Consider the following 25,279-nt stretch of genomic DNA (forward strand, 5'->3'; position numbering starts at 1 on the left):
CTTGTTTTTTGCCCGCCAAGACCTTCAGTGGATAGGGTGTTATGTCCGGAAAAGCGCAACAGCAGTCTCGTATTATTGAGTTGATCAAACTGGGTCGTGAGCAGAAGTATCTGACTTACGCCGAGGTCAACGACCACCTGCCCGAGGATATTTCAGATCCGGAGCAGGTGGAAGACATCATCCGCATGATTAACGACATGGGGATCCCCGTACACGAGAGTGCTCCGGATGCGGACGCCCTTATGCTGGCCGACGCCGATACCGACGAGGCCGCTGCGGAAGAAGCAGCCGCTGCGTTGGCGGCGGTGGAGACCGATATCGGTCGCACCACCGACCCGGTGCGCATGTACATGCGTGAAATGGGTACGGTCGAGCTTCTGACTCGTGAAGGCGAAATCGAAATCGCCAAACGCATCGAAGAAGGCATCCGTGAAGTGATGAGCGCCATCGCGCACTTCCCTGGCACGGTTGACCATATTCTTTCCGAATACACTCGCGTCACTACCGAGGGCGGTCGCCTGTCCGACGTTCTGAGCGGTTACATCGACCCGGACGACGGCATTGCGCCGCCTGCCGCCGAAGTGCCGCCGCCGATCGACGCGAAAGCGGCGAAAGCCGAAGAATCCGACGACGATGACGACGCCGAAGCTTCCGATGACGAAGAAGAAGCCGAAAGCGGTCCGGATCCGGTCATTGCCGCACAGCGCTTCGGTGCTGTCGCCGACCAGATGGAAATCACCCGCAAGGCCCTGAAAAAGCACGGTCGTCACAACAAGGCGGCAATTGCCGAACTGTTGGCCCTGGCCGAGCTGTTCATGCCGATCAAACTGGTGCCGAAGCAATTCGAAGCCCTGGTCGAGCGTGTTCGCAGTGCCCTGGATCGTCTGCGTCAGCAAGAGCGCGCGATCATGCAACTCTGCGTACGTGATGCACGTATGCCTCGCGCCGACTTCCTGCGCCAGTTCCCGGGCAACGAAGTCGACGAAAGCTGGTCCGACGCCCTGGCCAAAGGCAAGAGCAAGTACGCCGAAGCCATTGCTCGCGTGCAACCGGACATCATCCGTTGCCAGCAGAAGCTGACCGCGCTGGAAACCGAGACCGGTTTGACCATCGCCGAGATCAAGGACATCAACCGTCGCATGTCGATCGGTGAGGCCAAGGCCCGCCGCGCGAAGAAAGAAATGGTTGAAGCAAACTTGCGTCTGGTGATCTCCATCGCCAAGAAGTACACCAACCGCGGCCTGCAATTCCTCGATCTGATCCAGGAAGGCAACATCGGTCTGATGAAAGCGGTGGACAAGTTCGAATACCGTCGTGGTTACAAGTTCTCGACTTATGCCACCTGGTGGATCCGTCAGGCGATCACTCGCTCGATCGCCGACCAGGCCCGCACCATCCGTATTCCGGTGCACATGATCGAGACAATCAACAAGCTCAACCGTATTTCCCGCCAGATGCTGCAGGAAATGGGTCGCGAACCGACCCCGGAAGAGCTGGGTGAACGCATGGAAATGCCTGAGGACAAGATCCGCAAGGTATTGAAGATCGCCAAAGAGCCGATCTCCATGGAAACCCCGATCGGTGATGACGAAGACTCCCATCTGGGTGACTTCATCGAAGACTCGACCATGCAGTCGCCAATCGATGTCGCCACTGTTGAGAGCCTGAAAGAAGCGACCCGCGAAGTGCTGTCCGGCCTTACTGCCCGTGAAGCCAAGGTACTGCGCATGCGTTTCGGTATCGACATGAACACCGACCATACGCTCGAAGAAGTCGGCAAACAGTTTGACGTGACCCGCGAGCGGATCCGTCAGATCGAAGCCAAGGCGCTGCGCAAGCTGCGCCACCCGACGCGAAGCGAGCATCTGCGCTCCTTCCTCGACGAGTGATACCAGAACCCCCGGCCCAGGCCGGGGGTTTTGTTTATATGGCAGATTAAATACTCAGCTCCGCCCTCCCCCGCGCACAGCCCGTCTACACTCGAAACATTCCCCCCGAGCCATAACGAGACCGTTATGCCCAGACTGGCGTCCGTGCTTTTTTTGCTGCCACTGATGATCTGGACCGCAACGGCTGACGCGCTGACTCTGAACGATGAAGAACGTAGCTGGCTGGCGGCTCACCCGGACCTGCGCCTGGGTGTCGATGCATCGTGGCCGCCCTTCGAGTTCCGCGACGACCAGAATCGCTACCAGGGCCTGGCGGCGGACTATATCGATGTGATTCGCCAACGCCTGGCGATCAAACTCACGCCCATCGAGCCGGTGAGCTGGACCGTAGTGCTCGAACAAGCGAAAAACGGCAAGATCGACCTGTTGCCGGGCATCATGTCCACCCCGGAACGCCAGAGCTACCTGTCGTTCACCCGCCCTTATCTCGACTTTCCGATCGTCATCCTCGCCCACGTCGGCGGCCCGCAACCGCGCAAGCTCGAGGAGCTTTACGGCCTGAAAATCGCCGTAGTGGAAAACTACGCGCCCCACGAACTGCTGCGCACCCATCATCCCGACCTGAACCTGGTGGCGATGCCCAATGTCAGCTCTGCGCTGCAGGCCCTGGCCACCGATGAAGTGGACGCCGTGGTCGGCGATCTGGCCTCCAGCGTCTGGAGCCTGCGCCAGCTCAAACTGGATGGTTTGTATGTCAGCGGCGAAACCCCTTATCGCTACCAACTGGCGATGGGCGTTCCTCGGGACAACAAAATGCTGGTGGGGATTCTGGACAAGGTTCTTGCCGATATGTCCCCGGAGGAAATCAGCAGCATTCAGGAACATTGGGTGGGCAACGTCCTCGATCACCGGACATTCTGGTCCGATCTGCTGGTTTACGGCTTACCGGGTCTCTCGCTTCTGGTCATCGTGCTGGCGGTGGTGATCCGCATCAACCGCCGCCTCAGTTCGGAAATCGCCCGCCGCATCGACCTCGAACAGGAACTGCGCAGCAGCGAATACCACTATCGCGGACTCGTGGAGAGTCTTTCGGCCATCGCCTGGGAAGCGCGGATCAGTGACTTCACCTACAGCTATGTTTCGCCCCACGCCGAAGATCTGCTCGGTTATCCGCTGTCTCACTGGCTGATTCCGGGCTTCTGGCGCAACATCATTCACCCGGCGGATCTGACCCGCGCCCAGAGCTTCTGCGATCACGAAGTCTTGGCTGGACGCGACCACAGCCTCGATTACCGGGTGATCACCGCTGACGGCCGCTGCCTGTGGGTGCGCGACATCGTCAGCCTGATCGAACATGGCCATGAACCGGTAATGCGCGGCCTGATGATCGACATCAGCGAAACCAAGCGCACTGAAGAGGCGTTGCGCCTGTCGGAACAGAAGTTCGCGTCGGTATTCCAGCAATGCCCGGACATCCTGGTCATTGCACGGCTCTCCGACGGCTGCCTGCTGGAGGTCAACGAAGCCTTTGAGGAGCAGATCGGGCTCAAGGCCGAAGAAGTCATCGGCCAGACCGCCACCGAACTCAACATCTGGGGCATTCCCGGTGTTGGTCCCGGCCTGCTTCAGCGGCTGCAGGCCGGCAGCATTCGCAACCTGGAGATGCCCTTTCGCCGCAACAATGGTCAGGTGTTCACCGGGCTGATTTCCGCTGAACCCTTCGAGCTCGACACCACACCGGCGCTGGTCGTGGTGGTGCGCGACATCACCCAGCTCAAGGAAACCCAGCAGCAACTGCAAACCTCCGAAGAAAAGTTCGCCAAGGCTTTCCACGCCTCGCCGGATGGTCTGCTGCTGTCGCGCCAGAGCGATGGTCTGTTGCTGGAGGTCAACGAAGGTTTCAGTCGTATCACTGGTTTCAACAGCGCCATGTCGGTGGATCGCTCGGCGCTGGACCTGGGCATCTGGGTCAACCTCAACGAGCGCAAGCAAATGCTCGATCTGCTGCACCGCGACGGGTTCGTTCGCGACTTCAGCTGCCATATCCGCCGCAGCGACGGGCAGATCCGCCTCTGCGAAGTCTCCAGCCGTCCGCTGCCCATCGGCGACGAAGACTGCATGCTGACCATCGCCCGGGACATCACCGAGCGCCACTTGATGCAGGAAAAACTGCAGCAAGCTGCGACCGTGTTCGAGAGCACTGCCGAAGGCGTGCTGATCACCGACACCCAGCAACACATCAGCGCCGTGAACCGGGCCTTCACCGAAATCACCGGCTACAGCGAAAGCGAAGCACTGGGTCACACTCCGCGCCTGCTGGCCTCCGGACTGCACGACAGCGCGTTTTACGCGGCGATGTGGCATCAATTGACCGACGAAGGTCACTGGCAGGGCGAGATCTCCAACCGGCGTAAAAATGGCGAGCTGTACCCGAGCTGGCTGACCATCAGCGCCGTGCGCAACCGCGACAAGTTCATCACCCACTTCGTTGCGGTGTTTGCCGATATCTCCAGCCTCAAGCACGCCCAGGCCAAACTCGACTACCAGGCCCATCACGACCCGCTCACAGGGCTGCCAAACCGTACGCTGTTCGAAAGCCGTCTGTTGACGGCACTCAACAGTCAGCAGGAAAACGGCGGCCAGGGCGCTGTGCTCTTCCTCGACCTCGACCGTTTCAAGCACATCAACGACAGCCTCGGTCACCCGGTCGGCGATTTGCTGCTCAAGGGCATCGCCGTACGCCTCAAGGAGCAACTGCGAGACATCGACACCGTCGCGCGGCTGGGTGGCGACGAATTCATCATTCTGTTGCCCGGCCTGCAACAACCCGGCGATGCCGACAACATCGCCACCAAACTGCTGAACTGCTTCGGCGCGCCGTTCCAGGCCGGCGAGCATGAGTTCTTCATCAGCGCCAGCATCGGCACCAGCCTTTACCCGCGCGACGGCTGCGATGTTGCGACCCTGATCAAGAACGCGGACGCGGCGATGTACCGCTCCAAGGCCAAGGGCCGCAACCGGGTCGAAAGCTACACCCGCGACCTCACCGCCCAGGCCAGCGAACGCGTAGCACTGGAACACGAACTTCGTCGGGCCATCGAGCGCGAGGAGTTGTACCTTTATTACCAGCCGAAAATCAGCCTCGACGATCACAATCTGGTCGGCGCCGAAGCCCTGATCCGCTGGCGCCACCCGAACTTCGGCGAAGTGCCGCCAGAGCATTTCATTCCGCTGGCAGAAGAGAACGGCATGATTCTGCAAATCGGCGACTGGGTGCTGGAAACCGCCTGCCGGCAGATGTTCGAGTGGGGCCAGATCTATGAATCCCTCGGCCCGCTATCGGTGAACCTCGCCGGCGCACAACTGCGTCAACCGAATCTGCTGGGACGCATCGAGCAACTGCTCAAGGACAACCGCCTGCAGCCGGAATTACTGCAACTGGAAATTACCGAAAACTTCATCATGAGCCAGGCTGAAGAAGCGCTGGCAGTGCTGCACCAGCTCAAACAACTCGGCGTGCAACTGGCCATCGATGACTTCGGCACCGGTTATTCCTCGTTGAGTTACCTCAAACGCCTGCCGCTGGACATCCTCAAGATCGACCAGTCGTTCGTTCGCGGCCTGCCCGACGACCCGCACGACGCGGCGATTGTCCGCGCCATCATCGCTCTCGGCCGCAGCATGCAATTCACAGTAATTGCCGAAGGCGTGGAAACCCAGGCCCAACAACAGTTCCTCGCCGCCGAAGGCTGCGAACAGATCCAAGGCTACATCGTCAGCCTGCCGCTGCCACCAGAAGAGTTCGCCGCGACGTTTCTTCGTATAGCCGTATCGGATTTTTCGGATAGCACAGCCGAGAAACCGTCGCTATAATCCGCGGCCTACTGAGGGCCTATAGCTCAGTTGGTTAGAGCAGAGGACTCATAATCCTTTGGTCCACGGTTCAAGTCCGTGTGGGCCCACCAAACAAGACAAAGGTTTATGCCAACGGCATAAACCTTTTTTTGTATTTGGAACATAAGTGCACTGGAAGCACTCAAGCCCCATCTGGCATTGCATCAATGCCAAGACGGACTCTTGCATCAACTGGAGCAAAAAATGAGCAACATGGAAAAGGAAATTCCAGAGAACACTATCGAACAGACCATCAAGGTTCTCGAATACCTGAATACCTGCGAACCGCTCAAAGCGAAAGCACGCAGGACCAAACTGGAAGTCAATGCCGACAGATTGACCAACTTGTTCCTAGGCTTCGGAGCGGGAGGAATTGCGTTGGCGGGCTGCATGGCCTATTGGCATAGCTCCATCAAATCACTTCCCATGTGGGGAAAAGACCTGGCACTGGTGTTAATTTTTACCTCGACGGTGTCTGTACTGCTCTCGTTCCTGACTCCCATCGTGGCGCAAATCTGCATTCTCAAACGATGGAAAACTATCAGTCTGAAAAACATGATCGACGATATAAGGCATGAAAATACGTTGGTCGACTCACTCCAGCACCATGCGATTTCGGTGCTACAAGAAGCGAAATACTGGCTGCAGCTAAAGATCACCCGAGCAGAAGCAAGGGTCGCTTATTTCTTTGGAGAAAAAACGGCAGGGCTCGCCCTGCTGGGAACAGCTTATGTTTGCGCCAAGGAGTTTGGTGGTTTTCCATGGCTTGGCAAAACCCTTGAAGCCGGTTTTGTGTTGGGTAATTGGGGAAATACTGCACTGTTGATGATCATTGCCATGGTGCTAGGCCTGTCTCTGGGTGCGTTGTTACTTAAACAAGTCAGCGCCCGCTATCGCTTTCAAGTCGAACTCATCGAACATGTCCTGAGCAGGCAATGTAAAAAATCAGAAGCCTGAATCCGCAGATGTAAAAAGCCGCGTAAACCGCGGCTTTGTCGACTCAGCATTTCCCTCTATTCGACAACGGCCACACACCACCAACTGCCCAGTGGCCTCTCACAAGCGTCTCGCCAAACGAGCCTGTAACATACGGACCAGTAATCCGCACGCCATGGAGAACCTCTTTGTCCGACATCCGCCCACCCGTGCTCGATGAAATCGACCGCCAGCTGATCGCTGCCCTGCAAATCAACGCCCGCGAAAGCGTGGCGATGCTGGCCCGGCAATTGGGGATCGCCCGCACCACCGTGACTTCACGACTGGCGCGACTGGAAAAGGCCAAGGTCATCACTGGTTACGGCGTGCGTCTGGGCCAGCGTGTGGTAGATGGCGGGCTGCAGGCTTACGTCGGAATCAAAGTGCAGCCACGCTCCGGCAAAGAGGTGCTGCGCCGGTTGAGCGCGATGGCCCAAGTGCAGCAATTGTGCGCGGTGAGTGGTGAATTTGACTACGTAGCCTGGCTGCGGACCGATTCACCGGAACAACTCGATCAGCTTCTGGATCAGATCGGCAGCGTAGACGGCGTGGAGAAGACCACGACGTCGATCATCCTCAGCAGCAAGATTGATCGCGGGCATCCAGTTTGATCATCACCATCGTCACATTGCAGCTCAAACACTCAAAACGACGACACATTGCGTCTTATTAACGTGTTCTACGCTCCCTAGAATGGCTGGCATCTTTTCCTATACTCAGACGCGCCTCCAGCGTCGGGTCGCCAGCAAGGTCAGCCATGAACAAGCACAATCGCCATCCTGCAGACGGTAAGAAACCGATCACCATTTTCGGTCCGGACTTCCCTTTCGCCTTCGACGACTGGATCGAACACCCGGCTGGTCTGGGCAGCATTCCCGAGCACAACCACGGTGCCGAAGTGGCGATCGTCGGGGCCGGTATCGCCGGTCTGGTGGCGGCTTACGAGCTGATGAAGCTCGGCTTGAAACCGGTCGTGTATGAGGCCTCGAAGCTTGGTGGACGCCTGCGTTCGCAAGCGTTCAACGGTACCGACGGCATCGTCGCCGAGCTCGGCGGCATGCGCTTCCCGGTGTCTTCCACCGCGTTCTATCACTACGTCGACAAACTCGGCCTCGAGACCAAGCCCTTCCCCAACCCGCTGACGCCGGCCTCCGGCAGCACCGTGATCGACCTGGAAGGCAAAACCCATTACGCACAGAGCCTGAAGGATCTTCCTGCACTGTTCCAGGAAGTGGCTGACGCCTGGGCCGACGCTTTGGAGGCCGGCTCGCAGTTCGCCGATATCCAGCAGGCGATCCGCGACCGCGACGTGCCACGCCTCAAGGAACTGTGGAACACCCTGGTGCCGCTGTGGGACGACCGCACCTTCTACGACTTCGTCGCCACCTCGAAAGCCTTCGCCAAACTGTCGTTCCATCACCGCGAAGTGTTCGGTCAGGTCGGTTTCGGTACTGGCGGCTGGGACTCGGACTTCCCCAACTCGATGCTGGAAATCTTCCGTGTGGTGATGACCAACTGCGACGATCACCAGCACCTGGTGGTCGGCGGTGTGGAACAAGTGCCGCAAGGCATCTGGCGTCATGCGCCGGAACGCTGCGTACACTGGCCGCAAGGCACCAGCCTGAAATCGCTGCACCACGGCGCCCCGCGCTCCGGGGTGAAGAAAATCGCCCACGCGCCTGACGGACGCTTCGCAGTCACCGACAACAACGGCGACACCCGCGAATACGCGGCCGTACTGACCACCTGCCAGAGCTGGCTGCTGACCACCCAGATCGAATGCGACGAGACCCTGTTCTCGCAGAAGATGTGGATGGCGCTGGACCGCACTCGCTACATGCAATCGTCGAAGACCTTCGTGATGGTCGACCGCCCGTTCTGGAAGGACAAGGACCCGGAAACCGGCCGCGACCTGATGAGCATGACCCTCACTGATCGCCTGACCCGTGGTACTTACCTGTTCGACAACGGCGACGACAAACCCGGTGTGATCTGCCTGTCGTACTCGTGGATGAGCGATGCGCTCAAGATGCTCCCGCACCCGGTGGAAAAACGCGTGAAACTGGCGCTGGATGCGCTGAAGAAGATCTACCCGAAGGTCGACATCGCCGCGCGGATCATCGGCGATCCGATCACCGTGTCCTGGGAAGCCGACCCGCACTTCCTCGGCGCGTTCAAGGGCGCCCTGCCCGGCCACTATCGCTACAACCAGCGCATGTACGCGCACTTCATGCAGGACGACATGCCGCCGGAGCAGCGCGGGATTTTCATCGCCGGTGACGACGTGTCGTGGACGCCGGCCTGGGTTGAAGGCGCGGTGCAAACGTCGCTCAACGCGGTGTGGGGAATCATGAAGCACTTCGGCGGGTCCACACATAAAGAGAACCCCGGCCCGGGCGATGTGTTCAAAGACATCGGCCCGATCGCCCTGCCCGAGTAAGAGGAATCCCCGATGCGTGTAGCCCTTTACCAATGTCCACCGCTGCCACTGGAACCCGCCGCCAACCTTCAGCGCCTGCATCAACTGGCGATGGAGGCCAAAGGCGCCGATCTGCTGGTGGTGCCGGAGATGTTTCTCACCGGCTACAACATCGGCAAGGAGGCGGTCGCGACATTGGCCGAGGTCTACAACGGTGAGTGGGCGCAGCAAGTCGGACGTATCGCCAAGGCTGCCGGTCTGGCGATTCTTTACGGTTACCCTGAGCGCACCGCCGAAGGACAGATCTACAACGCCGTGCAGTTAATCGACTCAAACGGCGAGCGCCTGTGCAATTACCGCAAGACGCATCTGTTCGGCGATCTGGATCGTTCGATGTTCAGCGCCGGCGATGGCGAGTTTCCCCTCGTCGAGCTCAACGGCTGGAAGCTCGGGTTCCTGATCTGCTACGACCTGGAGTTCCCGGAAAACGCCCGGCGCCTGGCCCTTGAAGGTGCCGAACTGATTCTGGTGCCGACAGCCAACATGATTCCTTTCGATTTCATTGCCGACGTCTCCGTGCGCTCCCGGGCTTTCGAAAACCAGTGCTACGTGGCGTACGCCAACTATTGCGGCCACGAGGGCGACATCCATTACTGCGGGCAAAGCAGCATCGCCGCGCCGGATGGCAGCCGCATCGCCCAGGCAGGATTGGATGAAGCACTGATCGTCGGTGAGCTGGATCGCCAGTTGATGGTCGACTCCCGTAGCGCCAACCGTTACTTCAACGACCGCCGTCCCGAACTTTACGACGCGCTCAACAAGCGCTAATCCGCTAGCATTGGCACTTCACTGTTCTGGAAGTGCCCATGCCTGCGCCGACTCACCCCCGCCCCCACACCGAAACCCTGGCCAACGGCTTGCGCGTGACCCTGCGTCACGTGCCCGGCCTGAAACGCAGCGCCGCTGCGTTGCGAGTGGCGGCCGGCAGTCATGACGTGCCGTTGGCATGGCCGGGGCTGGCGCACTTCCTTGAGCATCTGCTGTTTCTCGGCACCGAGCGATTTCCTGCACAGCAAGGGCTGATGGCCTACGTGCAAGGTCACGGCGGCCAGGTGAATGCCAGCACCCGCGAGCGCACCACCGATTTCTTCTTTGAATTGCCGCCAGCGTCGTTCAGCGCCGGGCTGGAGCGTCTGTCAGACATGCTCGCCCATCCGCGTATGAATCCGGACGATCAGTTGCGGGAACGGGAAGTGTTGCAGGCGGAGTTTGTCGCGTGGACGCAGGATGCTGCGGCTCAGCAGAAAGAAGCGCTGTTCGAAGGGTTGTCAGCGGAACATCCGTTGCGCGGTTTCCACGCCGGAAACCGCGACAGCCTGCCGGTGGAGCAAGCGGACTTTCAACAGGCATTGAAAGACTTCCACCAACAGTTCTACCGCACCGGGCAGATGACCCTGAGCCTGGTCGGGCCGCAGAGTGTTGAAGAGCTGCGCACGCTGGCCGAACAGTTTGCCGCCACGCTGACGCCTGGGGATAAAACTGCACAGGCAGCCCCCGTACGCTTGATGGGTAACGCGCAGGAAAGTTATCAACAGGCCGGCGAGCATCGCGGCAATCTGCTGTTTGCGTTGGAGGAGTTACCGGAGTCGTCAGCCGAAGCGCTGGCGTTTCTCTGCCACTGGTTGAACAGCGCCAAACCCGGTGGCTTGCTCGCCCATTTGCAGCAGCAGGGTCTGGCGGAAGGTTTACAGGCCTGTGTGCCCTACCAATTTGCTGAGCAGGCTTTGCTGCACCTTCAATTCACGACGCCATCCGGTCCACTCGACGCCATCCGCGCGCAGTTTCTCGACTGGTTGAGCTTCTTCGCAGCCCAGCAGGACTGGCCGACTTTGCGGGAGGAATATTCGGCACAGCTTCAGCGTCAGCAGCAGGTCAGCGGTGCGTTGCAACTGGCGCGACTCGACAGCGAACAACTCGAGAGCGGACTGTCCGACGCGGCCGTTACGGCGCTCAAAGTGATTCTCGGCAAAATCGGCGCTGTGGATAACTTCAGCAGTCACTGGCATCTGCCCGCTGCCAACCCGTTTCTGCGCGCAGCCGAGCCGCTGGCAAACGCCGGTCTGATCCGCGGCCAGACCAGCGCCCACCGAGGCCTGCGCACGTTTGCTCAGGATCGTTCGCGCAGCCGCCGCGAACGCTCGCCAATGCAATTCAGCCAGGCGCTGCCGGATAACGGTGACGAAGGTACGGTGTATGTGCGCTGGCAGACGGAGGCGGCGGCCACGGCCGAGCTGCAAGCGAAACTGCAACGCAGCCTGCGGGAGGTGTCTGACGACGCGCGTCAGGCCGGGGTGGAGTTGTCCTTCAGCGCTACGGGTAATCAGTGGCTGCTGAAATTGACCGGCCTGCAGGACACACTGCCGGTTGTGCTGGAACATGCGCTGAAATATCTGACGCAGGTCGATGCCGACTCGCCAAGCGATGAGCCGCCAGTGCCGTCGATGCTGATCCGTCAATTGCTCAAGGCATGGCCCGAGCGTTGTCTGCCCGTGGTTGCGCAATCCGATGATGCCAAGCAGCTGTGGACAACTTCCCGTTGGGATGGTCTGGCGCTGGGTCTCGATGCCGATACCCAATCGGCCATGGGACTGGCCCTGAGCCGCATTCCCGGTAAGCCATCCAATGAATTACCGACCCTGCCGGCATTCCACGCACAACTTCGCTGGGATCAGTTCGACACCGACTCCAGCGAACACGCATTACTGCTGTTCTGCCCGACCGCCAGACCGGACATTCCCAGCGAAGCCGCGTGGCGCTTCCTTGCGCACCTGTGCCACACGCCGTTCTATCAGCGGCTACGAGGTGAATTGCAACTGGGATACGCGGTGTTCAGTGCTTTCAGACAGGTACACGGCCAGGGTGGATGGCAGTTCGGCGTGCAATCGCCGACCGCCACTCCCGCGCAACTGCTCGATCACGTTCAACAGTTCATCGAAGGCATCCCCGCGCTGATCGAAAACTTCGATGACGCCTTCCTCGTCGAGCAGCGCCAGATACTCGCCGTACACCTGGATGCCAGCATTCTGCCCGGCAAGGAGGCTGCCGAACTTCTGTGGCAGGCAAAACTTTCTGGCCACTCGTCGGATTACCTGATTCAACTGCGCAATGCCATAAGTCAGCTTGACCGCGAGGCATTGCTGGCCGCCGCACACTGTTTAATCCGCGTCGAAGGCGGCTGGCACGTCCTGGCCAACAGCCCTTCGCCGGGCGCACCGTGGCAAGCGGCAAATTGATCATTACCGGGGCTGCAAGGAGCTTTCTCAAAGATTCACGGGCAAACCCCCTGAAATTTTGAGTAACATAGCCACCTAACTATTTGGAACATCCCTGCGCTGCCGTGGACTATACCTATGGATAGCGCTATCCCACCCACCTGAAAAAGGAGTCACCCGATGGCCTGGACCAAACCTGCTTACACCGACCTGCGCATCGGCTTCGAAGTCACCATGTACTTCGCCAGCCGCTGAGTCCTGCCTCAAGCAGAACACTGCAGTGCAACGCCTCGGCTCGCCGGGGCGTTTTATTTTCAGCGTTGAAATGATGGAGCGTTCATGTTCGTCCAGATTCTGGGTTCGGCCGCCGGTGGCGGTTTTCCGCAGTGGAACTGCAACTGCGTCAATTGCGCCGGTTTTCGCGATGGCAGCCTGAATGCCCAGGCCCGTACCCAATCGTCCATCGCGATTTCCGATGACGGCGTGAACTGGGTGCTGTGCAATGCCTCGCCGGACATCCGCGCGCAGCTTCAGAGCTTCGCCCCGATGCAGCCGGGCCGCGCCCTGCGAGACACCGGCATCAGCGCGATCATCCTGATGGACAGCCAGATCGACCACACCACCGGTCTGCTCAGCCTGCGCGAAGGTTGCCCGCATCAGGTCTGGTGCACGGACATGGTCCACGAAGACCTGAGCACCGGTTTTCCGCTGTTCACCATACTCAAGCACTGGAACGGCGGGCTGGACTGGAACCGCATCGAACTCGACCAGAGCTTCACCGTCGCCGCCTGCCCGAACCTGCGCTTCACCCCGCTGCCGTTGCGCAGCGCCGCACCGCCCTACTCGCCGCACCGCTTCGACCCGCATCCGGGCGACAACATCGGCCTGATCGTCGAAGACCTCGGCACTGGCGGCAAATTGTTCTACGCGCCGGGTTTGGGCAAGGTCGACGCGCCATTGCTGGAAATCATGGCCGGCAGCGACTGCGTGCTGGTGGACGGGACGATGTGGGACGACGATGAAATGCAGCGTCGTGGCGTCGGCACCCGCACCGGCCGCGAAATGGGCCACCTGGCGCAGAACGGCCCCGGCGGCATGCTCGAAGTGCTGAAGCAGCTTCCCGAGCAGCGCAAGGTGCTTATCCACATCAACAACACCAACCCGATTCTCGACGAAGACTCTCCGGAGCGCGCGGAACTGGTGCGGCGCAATGTTGAAGTGGCGTATGACGGCATGAGCATCGTCCTGTAACGAATGGCCCGGAGAACCGCAATGACCGACACCCCGCTGTCCCCCGCCGAATTCGAAGCGGCCCTGCGCGCCAAGGGCGCCTATTACCACATTCATCACCCGTATCACGTGGCGATGTATGAAGGCCGGGCCACCCGCGAGCAGATCCAGGGCTGGGTCGCCAACCGCTTCTACTATCAGGTGAACATTCCCCTGAAAGACGCAGCGATCCTCGCCAACTGCCCGGATCGCGAGATCCGCCGCGAATGGATTCAGCGCCTGCTCGACCACGACGGCGCGCCCGGTGAGGACGGCGGCATCGAAGCCTGGCTGCGTCTGGGCCAGGCCGTCGGTCTCGATCCGGATCAATTGCGTTCCCAGGAACTGGTGCTGCCCGGCGTGCGTTTCGCCGTCGATGCCTACGTCAACTTCGCCCGCCGCGCCAGTTGGCAGGAAGCTGCCAGCAGCTCTTTGACCGAACTGTTCGCGCCGCAGATCCACCAGTCGCGTCTCGACAGCTGGCCACAGCATTACCCGTGGATCGACCCGGCCGGCTACGAATATTTCCGCACCCGTCTCGGTCAGGCCCGGCGCGATGTCGAGCATGGTCTGGCGATTACGCTGGAGCACTATAAGACCCGCGAAGGTCAGGAGCGCATGCTGGAAATTCTCCAGTTCAAACTGGACATCCTTTGGAGCATGCTCGATGCCATGAGCATGGCCTACGAACTGAACCGCCCGCCGTATCACAGCGTCACCGATCAACGGGTCTGGCATAAAGGAATCGCCTTATGAGTTTCGACCGCAGCAAGACCCCGACCTGGCGTCCCGGCTACCGTTTCCAGTACGAACCGGCCCAGAAAGGCCACGTGCTGCTGTACCCGGAAGGCATGATCAAACTCAATGAAAGTGCCGCGTTGATCGGCGGCCTGATCGACGGTGAACGGGATGTCGCGGCGATCATCGCCCAACTCGACAGACAGTTCCCCGGCGTGCCCGAGCTCGGTGACGACATCGAGCAATTCATGGAGGTTGCCCGTGCGCAACACTGGATCGAACTTGCCTGAGTCATCGGTGCAAGTCCCGGCCAAACCGGAAGTCGGCCTGCCGCTGTGGCTGCTCGCCGAGCTGACCTACCGTTGCCCGCTGCAATGCCCGTACTGCTCCAATCCGCTGGACTTCGCCGAGCAGGGCAAAGAGCTGAGCACTGAACAGTGGATCAAGGTGTTCCGCGAAGCGCGGGAGATGGGCGCAGCGCAACTGGGCTTTTCCGGGGGCGAACCGCTGGTGCGCCAAGACCTTGCCGAGCTGATCCGCGAAGCGCGTCAGCTGGGCTTCTACACCAACCTGATCACCTCCGGTATCGGTCTGACCGAGCAGAAGATCAGCGACTTCAAGAAGGCCGGGCTCGATCACATCCAGATCAGTTTCCAGGCCAGCGACGAGCAAGTGAACAACCTGCTCGCCGGCTCGAAAAAAGCCTTCGCGCAGAAACTGGAAATGGCCCGTGCCGTGAAGGCTCACGGTTATCCGATGGTGCTGAACTTCGTCACCCATCGGCACAACATCGACAAGATCGACCGCATCATCGAGCTGTGCATCGCGCTGGAGGCCGATTTCGTCGAACTCGCCACCTGCCAGTTCTACGGCTGGGCGCAGCTCAATCGTGTCGGCCTGTTGCCGACCAGGGAACAACTGGTTCGCGCCGAACGCATCACTAACGAATACCGCGCCAAGCTGGAAGCCGAAGGGCATCCGTGCAAGCTGATTTTCGTCACCCCGGACTATTACGAAGAACGCCCGAAAGCCTGCATGAATGGCTGGGGCAGCCTGTTTCTGACAGTCACCCCGGACGGCACCGCCCTGCCCTGTCATGGCGCCCGACAGCTGCCGGTACAATTTCCCAATGTGCGCGACCACAGCATGCAGCACATCTGGTACGACTCCTTCGGCTTCAACCGCTTTCGCGGCTATGACTGGATGCCCGAGCCGTGCCGCTCCTGCGACGAGAAAGAGCAGGACTTCGGCGGCTGCCGCTGCCAGGCTTTCATGCTCACCGGCGATGCCAGCAATGCCGACCCGGTGTGCAGCAAGTCCGAACATCACGGTGTGATCCTCAAGGCCCGCGAAGAAGCCGAGCACGCCACCCAGACCATCGAACAACTGGCCTTTCGCAATGAACGAAACTCGCGCCTCATCGCCAAAGGCTGAGCCTTTCAGCGCCACCGCCGCGGTTGCCGCCGGCGTGGACTTCGCCGAATTGCAGCTCGGCGCCCATGGTTTGTTCTGGAATGAATATCGCCCGACAGACGCCGCGTGCCGGATCTGGCATTGGTGCGATGGCGTGGCGAAATGTCTGACGCCTGCGGGTTTCAGCGTGCGCAGCCGGGTGTACGAATATGGCGGTGGGGCGTTTTGTCTGACGCCTGACGGGGTGGTTTTCGTCAACGAGGCGGATCAGCAGTTGTATCGCCAGACCCTGGATGGCGAGCCCCTGGCATTGACGTCTGGCGAGTGTCGTTATGGCGATCTGAACTACGCCGACGGACACGTGCTGGCCGTTGAAGAGAACGGTGATCGCCATCGGCTGGTGGCTATCGATCTGGCGAATGGCGACCGCCAAATGCTGGTTGAAGGCGCGGATTTTTACGCGTCGCCGATCATCAGCCCGGGCGGCCAGCGCCTGGCGTGGATCGAGTGGAGCCGTCCGCATCAGCCGTGGACATCCACCCGACTGATGCTCGCCGAGCGCTCGGATAACGGGTTTTCCGTCCCACGCTGTGTGGCGGGTGAAGCCCTTGAAGAGTCGATCCAGCAACCGCGTTTCGATGCCAATGGCCGACTGGGCTGTCTGACCGATCGTGATGGTTATTGGCAACCGTGGGTCGAGTCGGCAAACGGCTTGCAACCGTTAGCCAGCGCCGAAGCCGATCACGCTCCAGCCCCATGGCAACTTGGCGGCTGCACCTGGCTGCCCGCCGGCGAAAGCTTTCTGGCGAGCTGGAGCGAAGGCGGTTTCGGTCGTCTGGCGCTCAACGGCGAAGACTTCACCGGTGATTACAGCCGCTTCCGTCATCTGGCTGTCGATGATCAATTTGTTTACTGCATTGCCGCCTCACCGGTCAGCCCTTCAGCGGTGATCGCCATTGATCGCGAATCTCATGAGGTGAATGTCCTGGCTGGCGGTGTCGCACCGCTGCCAGCCGAGCGCATCAGCCGTCCGCAAACCCTGCGCTACCCCAGCGGTTCGGGTGAAGCACACGGTTTCTTTTACCCGGCCACGAATGGCGATGCGAAACCGCCGCTGGTGGTGTTCATCCACGGCGGCCCGACATCAGCCTGCTACCCGATGCTCGACCCGCGCATTCAGTACTGGACACAACGAGGCTTCGCCGTCGCCGACCTCAACTACCGTGGCAGCAGCGGCTATGGGCGGGAGTATCGGCAGGCGCTGCATCTGAGTTGGGGCGCGGTGGACGTCGAGGACGCGTGTGCGGTCGTGGCCTACCTTAATGGTCGCGACATGATCGACGGTGATCGTGCATTCATCCGTGGCGGCAGCGCCGGTGGTTACACGACGCTATGTGCCCTGGCGTTCCATCAGGTATTTCGCGCCGGCGCCAGCCTGTACGGCGTCAGCGACCCGGTGGCCCTGGCCCGCGCAACACACAAGTTCGAAGGCGATTACCTGGACTGGCTGATCGGAGATCCCGAGAAAGATGCCGAACGCTACACCGCCCGCACGCCGTTGCTGCACGCAGGCAACATTCGCGTACCGGTGATCTTCTTCCAAGGTGAGCTGGACGCCGTGGTCGTGCCGCAACAGACCCGCGACATGGTCGCGGCCCTGGAGCAAAACGGCATTGAGGTCGAAGCGCATTACTACGCCGATGAACGTCACGGCTTCCGCCGGGCCGCCAATCAGGCCCATGCGCTGGAGCAGGAATGGCGGTTCTACCAGCGAGTGATGGGCCTGACGGATTGAGACTCAGCGCTTGGCGATGATGTACACCGCGTGCACGATCCCCGGGATGTAACCGCACAACGTCAGCAGAATGTTCAGCCAGAACGCGCCGCCGAACCCGACCTGCAGAAACACACCCAGTGGCGGCAACAGAATGGCGATGATGATGCGGATAAAGTCCATGGGGAAGCTCCTGATTGGGGGTTGGCTCACCTGAGCCATACAAGCTAATCGACCTGTGCCGTTTGTCAGGGTTCAGTGCTATCGCCAGACAGAGTGCGCAAGACCACTCAAGCCAGTATTTGCAGACCGTGTTTCTGCACAATGCTGAGCAGCTTCAAAGCCATTCCGCTTGGATGCTTATCCCCTGATTCCCATTGTTTGACGGTCGATGCGCTGGTGTTCAAATAACGTGCGAACACTGGCTGGCTGACATTGTTGCGCTCACGCAACGCCTTGATCTGCTCCGCAGGAATCGCATCCGGGACCGCTGCAAGGCACGACTCATCAAACTCACGCATCGTTGCCTTGCTGATAGCGCCGACTGCATGCAGAGCACTGGCCGACTCGTGCACTGATTCAAATACGTCACTCTTGAATTTTTTACTCATGAGTTATCTCCACAAACGCCTTCATGACCAACAAGCCTTGAATCTGCTCTTCGGTAAGTTGTGCATAGGCTTTCGCCAATTTGCGCAGCTCCTTCAACTCTGCAGAATTGATATTGCTCCGATCCTTTTTGGCGAACAGCACCTGATAAATCCAGTAACGCCCGCCTTTGGCCAGAACGATCGAACGGTAGCGATTTTCTTTCAGGCGCTTCTTCCAGACTCCGCCTCCCAGATTGTCCGCCTGCCCATCAAGCATCTCGGCAAAAGCCTCGCGAAGCTCGTCGTCGGTGATCCATGCTTTGCTGGCCTGTATCGCAAAACCTTTTGTCTTGAACAACCTGAACGACATCGGTATCCCTTCCAAAAAAACATACCACTCAGTGGTATAGATTACAAAGCCTGTCTTTCGACGAGGGTGTTCTGCCGGCTTCGGCAATCCTTGCCTAAGCCGGCTAAATAAACACTGCAGCGGCGGTCCCTCAAGCAATAAACCGCAATGGAAAAATCCGGCCACAAAAAAACGCCCCACGCCAAAAGAATCAGGCGTGGGGCGTGCGTTATACCGCGAGACGGTTCTTGAATTCGGGTGGGAAACTTCAGCTCAGACGGCAATTCCCTTGCGGCATTGCAATTGCGCGGTGCGGACCCGGGAGAAAGCGCGGGCCAGACGCAGGAGCATTTCGTCGATGTTGGCCTTGCTGACGTTGAGCGCCGGGGTGAAGCGCAGGCAGTCGGCTTGCGGGGCGTTGAGCAGCAAGCCTTCGTGAAGCGCTGCTTTGACGACGGCCTCGGCGGAGTCTTCCGACAGGGTCAGTCCCCAGAACAGCCCTTGCCCGCGCAACTCGCCATGTTCATAACGATGGGCCAGACGGGCGAGCCCTTCGCGCAGATGCTGGCCGTTGTCCCGGATCTGTTCGAGGAAGGCGCGGTCCTGCACGCTGTCGAGCACCACCAGGCCAGCGGCGGTCATCAGCGCGTTGCCGTGATGCGTACCGCCCAATTCGCCGGGTTCGAAACAGCAGGCCTTGCCTCGCGCCAGCAACGCGGCCAACGGCACGCCACCGCCGAGGCCTTTGCCGAGCACGACGATATCGGCGCGCACCCCGTAGGACTGTTCGGCGAGCAAGGTGCCGCAGCGGCCGATACCGGTCTGCACCTCGTCGAGAATCAGCAGAATCCCCAGCTCCCGGCACAGACGTTCGACACCCTTGAGGTAATGCTCGGTCGCCGGGATTACTCCGGCATCGCTCTGGATCGGTTCAAGCATGATTGCCACAGTCTGCGCATCAACAGCTGCGTGCAGCGCCGGCAGGTCATTGAATGGCACCAGATCGAAACCCGGCAGCAGCGGCGCGAAGCGGTTGTGCAGGTTGCAACTGTCCGACGCCGAAATCGTCGCCAGACTACGTCCGTGACAGCCTTGTCTGGCGACAATGATCCGCGAAGCGCCACCGCGATGCAGTTGACCCCATTTGCGCGCCAGTTTGATCGCCGCTTCACAGGCCTCACTGCCGCTGTTGAGCAGGTACGCCTGATCGCTGGCAGTGCTGGCACACAGGCGCTCGGCAAGGCTGAGCATGCCGCGGTTGTGCAGATTGAAACCGGGATTGATCAGGGCCTGGGCCTGGCTGGCGATGGCCTTGACCAGCGCCGAAGGGCTGTGGCCGAGGCTGTTGGCGCCGCCGGCCTGGGAAAAGTCCAGGTAGGCGCGGTCATAGCTGTCCCATAGCCAGGAGCCCTGGCCGCGAACGAATACCTGCCGCGGGCGCTCGACACTGGGCATCAGACGCTCGGCATTCAGGCCATCAGCGACGTTCGATTCTTGGGTTTCAAAAGCCAGGTCATCTAGGCTCGGCGTCTGGCGCCGCAAACTGAACAGATTCATTGAAAAAAACCTCGCTCGAGGTTTTTTGAACTGCCTATGTAAAGACTTTCGAAACAAACGCTGGTCATGGCGCTTTCCGGCCCTGTAAGCCTTGTGAATGCGGTTAGACTAGGCCGGTTCACGGCGTCGAGCCATTTCGATTTCTCAGCATTTTCGATAAGTGTTACTTATGGATTTCAAACAACTGCGTTATTTCGTCGCGGTCTACGAAGAAGGGCATGTCGGACGCGCCGCCGAGCGCCTGTCGATCTCTCAGCCCGCGCTGTCCCAGCAGATTCGCCACCTGGAACAAAACCTCGACGTCACCCTGTTCGAACGCAGCAGCAAACGCCTGTTGCCGACCCTCGCCGCCCATACCTTGTACAACCACGCCCTGCCGCTGCTCGACGGCATGCAGCGGGCGCGCGAGGCGCTGGGCAACTTCAAGGGTCAGGCACTGCGCACATTGGCGATAGGCGTGCTACAGACCGTGCACACCAGCCTGGTGCCGCAAATGCTCGAGCGAGTGCGCAAGGCCCAGCCGCATCTGGTGGTACAGATTTATGAATTGACCGGGCTTGAGATCGAGCGGCGCCTGCTCAACGGCTCACTGGATATCGGCATCAGCTATTTGCCGCCACGCCAACCCGGTCTGCACGGCGTGATGCTGTACGAAGATGAACTGACGCTGGTCATCCCGGCGGATCATCCGCTGCGGGAATTCAAGAAAGTCTCGATGAGTCAGGCGGCCGAATTGCCGATGTTGCTATTGGGCGAAGAATTTCAGATCCGTCAGATCTGGCAGGCGCAATTGGCCAGCCTCGGACGACGCCCGCAAGTGCAGGCCGAATTGAACAATATGGTGGGGATTCTAGACAGCCTGCCGCATACGCGTCTGGCGACGGTGCTACCCGGTCGTTCGCAAAAGGAGTACGACGATCAGGATCTGTTGTGGAAACCGTTGAGTGAGCCGCGTGTACCGTTGAAGGTCGGGCTGGTGTGTCGCGATGTGCAGCGCCAGCAAGCGCCATTGGCCTTGCTGCGAACGTTGCTGGAAGAGGTGATGCAGCGTGAGGACAAACCGCTGAAAGGTGCACCACCGCTGGACGCGCTGAGCTGAAAACTTTTCTGCGGGCATAAGAAAACCCCGCCGAAGCGGGGCTTTGCAGACTGTTTCCCTGACATCCATTTCACTCCGCCACCCTGGCAGAATCCTACGTGTCCGTGTTGTTGCTTTGCGCTTCCTGCGCGACGTCCATGGAAAGTAGATTAGCTCTGGATCCAATCTACGCCTATGGGAGAACAGCAGCACGTCATGTAAGAGATCGCTTACATGACGTTACATCATCAGAACTGCGCAGCGTCCAGCAGGAACAGCGACTCGCTGCCGGCCTTGACCGACGCGCTCAGCGAGTGAATCCGCGGCAGCAGACGGGCGAAATAGAACCGTGCCGTGCCGAGTTTGCTCGCGTAGAAATCGTCCTGCGCTTCTTTGCCCAGCGATGCCTTGGCCATCAGCGCCCACATGTACGCGTAAGCGGTGTAGCCGAACGCTTGCAGATACTCGACCGATGCCGCACCGATTTCGTTCGGGTTGGTTTTCGCCCGGTCCAGCAGCCACGAGGTCAGCTCGTCGAGGGTGTCGACAGCGTCATTCAGCGGCTTGGTGAACTCGCCCAGATCGGCATTGGCGGTTGCAGTGAAATGGCGGATCTCGTCGGCGAACAGTTTGTAGAACGCGCCGCCGCTGCCGACGATCTTGCGACCCACCAGGTCCAGCGCCTGAATGCCGTTGGTGCCTTCGTAGATCTGCGTGATGCGCACATCCCGCACCAGTTGCTCCTGGCCCCACTCGCGGATGTAGCCGTGGCCGCCGAAGATTTGCTGACCGTGGACGGTGGTTTCCAGACCCAGATCGGTCAGGAACGCCTTGGCCACTGGCGTCAGCAAGGCCACCAGATCTTCCGCACGCTTGCGGGTCGCGGCGTCTTCGCTGAACTTGGCGGTGTCGAGCTGCATCGCCACGTAAGTGGAGAACGCACGGCCGCCTTCGTTCGAGGCTTTCATGGTCAGCAACATGCGACGCACGTCCGGGTGAACGATGATCGGGTCGGCGACCTTGTCCTTGTTCTGCGCGCCGGTCGGCGAACGGCTTTGCAGGCGGTCGCGGGCGTATTCGATGGCGTTCTGGTACGAGCGCTCGCCGGTGGCCAGGCCCTGGATACCGACGCCCAGACGCTCGTAGTTCATCATGGTAAACATCGCCGCCAGGCCCTTGTTCGGCTCGCCGACCAGGTAACCCACGGCTTCGTCGAAGTTCATCACACAGGTGGCAGAGGCCTGGATGCCCATCTTGTGTTCGATCGAACCGCAGTTCGCCGGGTTGCGCGCGCCCAGGCTGCCATCGGCATTGACCATGAACTTCGGCACCAGGAACAGCGAAATGCCTTTCGGCCCCGCCGGTGCGTCCGGCAGTTTGGCCAGCACCAGGTGGATGATGTTTTCGGTCAGGTCATGCTCACCGCCGGTGATGAAGATCTTGGTGCCGCTGACCTTGTAGGAACCGTCGGCCTGAGGTTCGGCCTTGGTGCGAATGATGCCCAGGTCGGTGCCGGCGTGCGGCTCGGTCAGGCACATGGAACCGGCCCAGACACCGGCGTACATGTTCGGCAGGTAAGCGGCTTTCAGTTCTTCGCTGGCGTGGGCGTTGATCGACAGGCAGGCGCCGGCGGTCAGCATCGGATACAGACCGAAGGCCAGGCTGGCGGAGTTGACCATCTCTTCGACCTGGGCCGATACGGCTTTTGGCATGCCCATGCCGCCGTAGGCCGGATCACCGCCAACACCGACCCAGCCGCCTTCGGCATAAGTCTGGTAGGCCTGTGGGAAACCGGCCGGCGTGGTGACGGCACCGTCGGCCCAGTGGCAGCCTTCTTCGTCGGCGGCACGGCTCAGGGGCGCGATGCTTTTGCTGGTGACCTTGCCGGCCTCTTCGAGAATGGCTTCGACGGTTTCCGCGTCCACTGTTTCGGCCAGTGCCGGCAGTTCCGCCCAGAGTTTGGCGACTTCGAACACTTCATTGAGGACGAAGCGCATATCGCGCAGCGGCGCTTTGTAGTCAGCCATGGCAAACCTCGCAAAGATCTAAACAGGTGATTCGTGGAAGGATGTTTTCGTTGAGCTGGAGTGTAACCCAACAACTTTTGCGACACATAGGGTCAGGCAGTGACTGTTTTGTTATTTTTAGTCACCAGCCACTCACCATAAAGAAGCCCGCAATCAGCGGGCTCTTTTGTTTAACAGGCACGCGTTACAGCGCGAACAACTGGGCCGGCAGCTTCATCAGGCAATCGCTGCCCGCCTCGATCGCCGAACGATGTGCCGCGGTGCGCGGCAACAGACGCTTGAAGTAAAACTCGCACGTCGCCAGTTTGCCCTGGCAGAAATCGCCATCCCCCTCGCCCGTCTCCAGCTGCGCCTGAGCGACCAGCGCCATGCGCAGCCACAGATAGCCGAGAACGATGTAACCGCTGTACATCAGGTAATCCACCGACGCGGCGCCGACTTCATCCGGGTTCTTCATCGCCGCCATGCCGACCTTCATGGTCAGCTCGCCCCACTGCTGGTTGAGACCATCGAGCTGCGCGACAAACTCACCCAGTTGCGCATGCCCGGCGTTGGCCGCGCAAAACTTGTGGACGATTTTGGTGAAGTTACGCAGCAGCTTGCCCTGGCTGCCCAGCACTTTGCGCCCCAACAGATCCAGCGCCTGAATACCGTTGGTGCCTTCGTAGATCGGCGCGATCCGGCAATCGCGAACCAGTTGCTCCATGCCCCACTCGCGGATAAATCCGTGGCCGCCGAACACCTGCATGCCGTGGTTGGTCACTTCCAGGCCGGTGTCGGTCATGAACGCCTTGCAGATCGGGGTCAGGAACGCCAACAAGTCTTCGGCCTCCTGACGCGCCTCGGCGTCCGGGCTCAGGTGCGCGACATCGAGCATTTGCGCGGTGAAATAGGTCAGCGCGCGGTTGCCTTCGTTGAAGGCTTTCATGGTCAGCAGCATGCGTCGCACGTCCGGGTGGACGATGATCGGGTCGGCCGGTTTGTCCGGAGCTTTGGCGCCGGTCAAGGCACGCATCTGCAAGCGGTCGTTGGCGTATTTGATTGCGCCCTGAAAACTCGCTTCGCCCAGACACAGGCCCTGCATTCCGGTGCCCAGACGTGCATGGTTCATCATGGTGAACATGCAATTCAGGCCTTTGTTCGGCTCGCCGATCAGGAAGCCTTTGGCGTCGTCGAAGTTCAACACGCAGGTGGCCGAGGCCTTGATGCCCATCTTGTGCTCGATCGAGCCACAGGAAACACCGTTGCGCTCGCCCACCTCACCGGATGCGTCCGGGAGAAATTTCGGCACGATGAACAGCGAAATCCCCTTGGTCCCGGCCGGTGCGTCCGGCAGTTTGGCCAGCACCAGATGAATGATGTTGTCGCTCATGTCGTGCTCGCCGGCGGAGATGAAAATCTTGCTGCCGGTCACTGCATAACTGCCGTCGGCCTGAGGCACCGCGCGGGTCTTGATGATGCCCAGATCGGTGCCGCAATGGGCTTCCGTCAGGCACATGGTGCCGGTCCACTGGCCCGCAGTAAGTTTGCGCAGATAGGTGTTTTTCTGTTCTTCGGTGCCGTGGGCGTGAATCGCCGACATGGCGCCATGAGTCAGGCCCGGGTACATGCCCCACGAGGTATTGCTGGAGGCGACCATTTCGCTGATCACCAGCCCCAGCGAACTTGGCAGGCCCTGGCCACCGTAGGTCGGATCTGCCGCCAGACCGTGCCAGCCACCTTCCACGTATTGTGCGAAGGCTTGCTTGAAGCCTGTAGGCGTTGTCACTACACCATTGTCGAAATGGCAGCCCTCTTCGTCGCCGCTGCGATTGAGCGGTGCCAGAACGTTCTCACAGAACTTCGCGCCCTCGTCGAGGATCGCGTTGATCATGTCCGGGCTGGCGTCGTGGGCGCCGAGGGCCGCGTACTGAGTGTGGAAGTCAAAGACGTGGTCGATCAGAAAGCGCATGTCGCGCAGGGGAGCTTTGTATTCGGGCATGGTGGCTTCTCCTTCAGCAGATTGCTTCAACCTACTGCCGGCCAACCTGCCCCA

Annotated in this window: 20 protein-coding genes and 1 tRNA gene; 15 read left to right on the top strand and 6 right to left on the bottom strand. The window is 60.1% G+C overall.

The window, feature by feature from the left end:
* Positions 1-41 precede the first annotated feature (41 nt).
* The 14 genes from rpoD to ACEN93_RS14145 all read left to right on the top strand — a co-directional run bounded on the left by rpoD (position 42) and on the right by ACEN93_RS14145 (position 17,664).
* Positions 42-1,889, top strand: coding sequence for an RNA polymerase sigma factor RpoD (gene rpoD, locus ACEN93_RS14080; RefSeq protein WP_039768067.1), 1,848 nt, complete (start codon positions 42-44; stop codon positions 1,887-1,889).
* 126 nt (positions 1,890-2,015) lie between these two features.
* Positions 2,016-5,762, top strand: a complete 3,747-nt coding sequence (locus ACEN93_RS14085; protein WP_039768065.1) for a bifunctional diguanylate cyclase/phosphodiesterase — start codon at positions 2,016-2,018, stop codon at positions 5,760-5,762.
* Between the two features lie 15 nt (positions 5,763-5,777).
* Positions 5,778-5,854 (top strand) — tRNA-Ile (locus ACEN93_RS14090).
* A gap of 133 nt (positions 5,855-5,987) precedes the next feature.
* Entirely contained in the window at positions 5,988-6,740 is a 753-nt protein-coding gene (locus tag ACEN93_RS14095) for a YuaM family protein (protein WP_210709710.1), read from the top strand.
* A 167-nt stretch (positions 6,741-6,907) separates the two neighbouring features.
* Complete coding sequence (locus ACEN93_RS14100; protein WP_064599860.1) at positions 6,908-7,369, top strand: Lrp/AsnC family transcriptional regulator; 462 nt, start codon at positions 6,908-6,910, stop codon at positions 7,367-7,369.
* 146 nt (positions 7,370-7,515) lie between these two features.
* Positions 7,516-9,198, top strand: coding sequence for a flavin monoamine oxidase family protein (locus ACEN93_RS14105; RefSeq protein ID WP_495611515.1), 1,683 nt, complete (start codon positions 7,516-7,518; stop codon positions 9,196-9,198).
* Between the two features lie 12 nt (positions 9,199-9,210).
* The gene (locus ACEN93_RS14110) at positions 9,211-10,005 is read left to right on the top strand and encodes a carbon-nitrogen hydrolase family protein (protein WP_495611516.1); all 795 of its coding nucleotides are present in this window, start codon (positions 9,211-9,213) and stop codon (positions 10,003-10,005) included.
* 38 nt (positions 10,006-10,043) lie between these two features.
* A complete protein-coding gene (gene pqqF, locus ACEN93_RS14115; RefSeq protein ID WP_495611517.1) occupies positions 10,044-12,470 on the top strand; it encodes a pyrroloquinoline quinone biosynthesis protein PqqF in 2,427 nt (808 codons plus the stop codon).
* A gap of 159 nt (positions 12,471-12,629) precedes the next feature.
* Positions 12,630-12,704 carry a pyrroloquinoline quinone precursor peptide PqqA gene (pqqA, locus tag ACEN93_RS14120; RefSeq protein ID WP_003444522.1) on the top strand — a complete coding sequence of 25 codons (75 nt, stop codon included), beginning with the start codon at positions 12,630-12,632 and terminating at the stop codon, positions 12,702-12,704.
* An 84-nt stretch (positions 12,705-12,788) separates the two neighbouring features.
* Positions 12,789-13,700 carry a pyrroloquinoline quinone biosynthesis protein PqqB gene (gene pqqB / locus ACEN93_RS14125; RefSeq protein WP_495611518.1) on the top strand — a complete coding sequence of 304 codons (912 nt, stop codon included), beginning with the start codon at positions 12,789-12,791 and terminating at the stop codon, positions 13,698-13,700.
* Between the two features lie 21 nt (positions 13,701-13,721).
* On the top strand, positions 13,722-14,474 hold the full coding sequence (pqqC, locus tag ACEN93_RS14130; protein ID WP_011336228.1) for a pyrroloquinoline-quinone synthase PqqC: 753 nt from the start codon (positions 13,722-13,724) through the stop codon (positions 14,472-14,474).
* Positions 14,471-14,746 (top strand): pyrroloquinoline quinone biosynthesis peptide chaperone PqqD, encoded by a 276-nt coding sequence (gene pqqD, locus ACEN93_RS14135; protein WP_495611519.1) that lies wholly within the window; start codon positions 14,471-14,473, stop codon positions 14,744-14,746. Before pqqC ends, pqqD begins: the two co-directional genes overlap by 4 nt.
* Positions 14,718-15,890 (top strand): pyrroloquinoline quinone biosynthesis protein PqqE, encoded by a 1,173-nt coding sequence (pqqE, locus tag ACEN93_RS14140; protein WP_103385413.1) that lies wholly within the window; start codon positions 14,718-14,720, stop codon positions 15,888-15,890. Before pqqD ends, pqqE begins: the two co-directional genes overlap by 29 nt.
* On the top strand, positions 15,856-17,664 hold the full coding sequence (locus ACEN93_RS14145; RefSeq protein WP_495611520.1) for a S9 family peptidase: 1,809 nt from the start codon (positions 15,856-15,858) through the stop codon (positions 17,662-17,664). The genes pqqE and ACEN93_RS14145 overlap by 35 nt, the downstream gene beginning before the upstream one ends.
* A 3-nt stretch (positions 17,665-17,667) precedes the next feature.
* Here ACEN93_RS14145 and ACEN93_RS14150 read toward each other — a convergent pair whose 3' ends face one another.
* The 4 genes from ACEN93_RS14150 to ACEN93_RS14165 form a co-directional block, all read right to left on the bottom strand.
* Positions 17,668-17,826 (bottom strand): YqaE/Pmp3 family membrane protein, encoded by a 159-nt coding sequence (locus tag ACEN93_RS14150; protein WP_003228885.1) that lies wholly within the window; start codon positions 17,824-17,826, stop codon positions 17,668-17,670.
* 107 nt (positions 17,827-17,933) lie between these two features.
* A complete protein-coding gene (locus ACEN93_RS14155) occupies positions 17,934-18,254 on the bottom strand; it encodes a helix-turn-helix domain-containing protein (protein WP_039768053.1) in 321 nt (106 codons plus the stop codon).
* The gene (locus ACEN93_RS14160) at positions 18,247-18,603 is read right to left on the bottom strand and encodes a type II toxin-antitoxin system RelE/ParE family toxin (protein ID WP_134333631.1); all 357 of its coding nucleotides are present in this window, start codon (positions 18,601-18,603) and stop codon (positions 18,247-18,249) included. Before ACEN93_RS14160 ends, ACEN93_RS14155 begins: the two co-directional genes overlap by 8 nt.
* Before the next feature lie 252 nt (positions 18,604-18,855).
* Positions 18,856-20,139, bottom strand: a complete 1,284-nt coding sequence (locus tag ACEN93_RS14165) for an aspartate aminotransferase family protein (protein WP_495611521.1) — start codon at positions 20,137-20,139, stop codon at positions 18,856-18,858.
* A gap of 169 nt (positions 20,140-20,308) precedes the next feature.
* Between ACEN93_RS14165 and ACEN93_RS14170 the strand changes: the two genes are divergently transcribed.
* On the top strand, positions 20,309-21,238 hold the full coding sequence (locus ACEN93_RS14170) for a LysR family transcriptional regulator (RefSeq protein WP_064380308.1): 930 nt from the start codon (positions 20,309-20,311) through the stop codon (positions 21,236-21,238).
* Between the two features lie 227 nt (positions 21,239-21,465).
* Here the strand turns inward: ACEN93_RS14170 and ACEN93_RS14175 are convergent, their stop codons facing one another.
* Both ACEN93_RS14175 and ACEN93_RS14180 read right to left on the bottom strand, forming a co-directional pair.
* A complete protein-coding gene (locus ACEN93_RS14175) occupies positions 21,466-23,244 on the bottom strand; it encodes an acyl-CoA dehydrogenase C-terminal domain-containing protein (protein ID WP_074692198.1) in 1,779 nt (592 codons plus the stop codon).
* A gap of 184 nt (positions 23,245-23,428) precedes the next feature.
* The gene (locus ACEN93_RS14180; RefSeq protein ID WP_495611522.1) at positions 23,429-25,225 is read right to left on the bottom strand and encodes an acyl-CoA dehydrogenase C-terminal domain-containing protein; all 1,797 of its coding nucleotides are present in this window, start codon (positions 25,223-25,225) and stop codon (positions 23,429-23,431) included.
* Positions 25,226-25,279: the final 54 nt, after the last annotated feature.

The sequence above is a fragment of the Pseudomonas sp. Pseusp21 genome, from assembly GCF_059492145.1.